Source organism: Aminobacter sp. P4_H6_2, from assembly GCF_056400805.1.
In genome coordinates, this window is record NZ_JBFUKO010000644.1 from 1 (window position 1) to 2,925 (window position 2,925).

The window sequence follows — 2,925 nt, forward strand, 5'->3', positions numbered from 1 at the left end:
TCTGTGATTGAGGGAAATCGATGCGTCCAGTCATGCCCGCCGCGGGTGATGACGCGAACAGCATTGGGATCAATGTGAACTGCGAGGCGGTATCCATCCCATTTGATCTCGAAAAGCCAGTCGGCGCCGATCGGCGCTCTCGGCTTCAGTTGGGCAAGGTAGGGCTCGATCCGCGTTGGCATCGGATCAAAAGGCAGGTCTGGTTGCCGCGGATTGCGCTTTCGCAGGCGGTTAGACTGGATCATATGCTCGAGTGTCGCGAGCAGCGGGGCGGATTCGGACAATCGCCACATTTTCGGCTCTAGCGCTTGCCCGGCCGGTTATCGGCCTCGACGGACCTGCGCAGAGCGTCCATGATGTTGATGACGTTGTTGGGCGTGGCCTTCGCTTCAGATACTTTCCCCTTCGCCGTCCGCTTCGTCTTTTTTCGCTTGGCCTCGATGATTTCCAATAGTTTGTCCTGGACCGGGTCGACCACCAGCTTGCTATCCCAATTGCGGGTTTGCTTCTTAATGAACTGCTGGATGAGCGGCATCATCTCGGAATCGGACGGTGTATCGTCGATCGCACCGAAGTAGGCATCCTCGTCCCTGACCTCGTCGCCGTAGCGCAGAGTCCAAAGCACGATGCCGTTGCCACGCGGCTCGAGCATCACCGCGCGCTCGCGCCGTGAGATGACGAGGCGCGAGATACCCACCATATCCTCCGCGGCCATGGCGTCCCTGATGACCGAGAAAGCTTCCTGGCCTACTGGATCGTTTGGCGACAGGTAGTAGGGCGTGTCGAGCCAGATCCATTCGATTGAATCGCGCGGGGAGAAGACATCGATATCGATGGTCCTCGTGCTTTCCAGAGCGACGTTCTCCAGCTCCTCGTCTTCGAGTATGATGTAGTCGTTCTCGCCCCGCTGGTAGCCCTTCACCTCATCTTCTTCCTTAACCTCCTTGCCGGTGACGGCATCGACATAGTGGCTGACGACGCGGTTGTGGCTCTCGCGGTTGAGCGTATGGAATTGCACCTTTTCGCTATCCGAGGTCGCGGGCATCATCTGCACGGGGCAGGTGACCAGCGAGAGCTTGAGGTAGCCTTTCCAGTAGGGACGAACCGCCACGACATTCTCCGATCAGGCCGCCCGTTTTTTGGAGCCGGCGGCCGCTCGCTTCGGCTGTTCCGCTTCGGCACCGGTTTTTGCCGCTGCACGTTTCGGCTTCTTTTTCGTCGACGCCAGCCCCGCGCTGTCGCGCAGTGCTTGCAATAGGTCGCTCTTGTTCGAGGGAGGCGGCGATTTCTTCCTCGGCAATGCCTTGCCTTCGATCTTTGCCTTAACGAGCTCAGCGACAGCCGCGTCGTAACGGTCGTCGAAGGCTTTGGCGTCGAATGAGCCCTTCTTGGTGCTGATAATGTGCTTGGCCAGCGCCAGCATCTCGCCTTCGATCTTCATATCAGGGATGTCGTCAAAGGCTTCCTTTGCGGAACGTACCTCGTAATCAAAGTTCAGCGTTGTGCCGATAAGACCCTTGCCATGCGGTCGGATCAGCACTGTCCGGAGGCGTCGGAACAGGACGGTCTGGGCAAGGGCTGCAACCTTATCCTGGCGCATGCCGTCGCGCAGCAGCTTGTAAGCGTCGGCGCCCATCTTGTCGGGCGCTAGGTAATATGGCTTGTCGAAATAAACGTCATCGATCTCGTTACAGGGAACGAATGCCACAATCTTCAGCGTCTTGTCGCTGTCCGGGATTGCCGCTGCAACCTCGTCAGGTTCGAGTACGACATAGTCGCCGTTCTCGATCTCGTATCCTTTGACTTGGTCGTCGCGTTCGACCGGCTCGCCGGTTTCGCTGTCCACGAATTCACGACGGACGCGATTTCCCGTGGCACGGTTGAGCGTATTGAAGGCGATGCGTTCGGACGAGGACGCGGCCGTATACAGCGCAACCGCACAGGCCACTTCTCCGAACTTAATGAAGCCCTTCCAGTTCGCCCGCGCAGCAACCATCGCACTCGCACTCCGACACAACCTATACGCTTCGATAAATTGACTCACCGGCAATATTGTTCCGAGTCATGACGAATCTAATTTCGAGGAGTAGGTCACCGCGCAACGTATGGACTTGCAGGCCCACAGCGGGCCGTCTTGTTTGCGTCTCTCTTGGACTGTGCCTATGCCGACCCATATAGGTTTGGCGGGCTAGCGTCACGGTGCGCGACGCGTCACTTTGGAACGAGCAAGCCTCGACGTCATCGTCCTTAGCGAAATCGGACAAGGCGATTGCCGACCGCAAGATCAAGGTGGCTGGCATTAAAACGAAGCTCGGGCAGCTCACGTCGATGCTCGATATTTCAAGACCAACCCAGCGGTCATGTCACTTTGAGGACCTCCTACTGAACGGTAGGTACTTTTAGTGAGCGAATGAGCCAATACCTGCATCCCGAGGGTCGACCGGGAATTACTATTGCGGGTAGCCCACGATCCATACGGAGCTGCTTGTTCCTTGATCGGAGAAACGGCCTGCCGGCGCAGTTTCACACAACCCTGGTCCGTGCTGTCAGACAACAGTGCTGCGCGCCGAAAGATTGCCACCGTTGGTAAGGAAATTAAAGGCCTGCCAGCCGGCCAGCCGACAGGCCCATTTTGAAGCGCGTCAGAGAAGGATAAAAGACCACGCTTCACGGACTTCGAAGACCCACGCTTGTGGTGACGGGTCTTCTCGATGAGCGTAGCTGAAAGGTAAAGACTGCGCCCATTCGGCTCCGCTCGATGCAACGCCGTGCGCCCAAATCAGGTTCCTTCTAAAGCAGAAAAAGCAACGATCAGCTAAAGTGAGGCGATCCGCGGGCACCAACGAACTAGGGCATCCCCGCGCTGTCTGGAGGTTGTCTTGCCCGTACTGCATCAGCAAGGCGTCGACTTGGTCGTCGAGTTAC

General features: G+C 57.6%; 3 protein-coding genes. All 3 read right to left on the reverse strand.

The annotated features are described in order from the left end of the window. The coding region (locus AC1DUU_RS27950; RefSeq protein WP_476786599.1) for an ATP-dependent DNA ligase at positions 1-293 on the reverse strand (293 nt) is incomplete at its 3' end. An 8-nt stretch (positions 294-301) separates the two neighbouring features. Further along, positions 302-1,111 (reverse strand): non-homologous end joining protein Ku, encoded by an 810-nt coding sequence (gene ku / locus AC1DUU_RS27955; protein WP_476786600.1) that lies wholly within the window; start codon positions 1,109-1,111, stop codon positions 302-304. A gap of 12 nt (positions 1,112-1,123) precedes the next feature. Next, a complete protein-coding gene (gene ku / locus AC1DUU_RS27960) occupies positions 1,124-1,996 on the reverse strand; it encodes a non-homologous end joining protein Ku (protein WP_476786601.1) in 873 nt (290 codons plus the stop codon). Positions 1,997-2,925 lie beyond the last annotated feature (929 nt).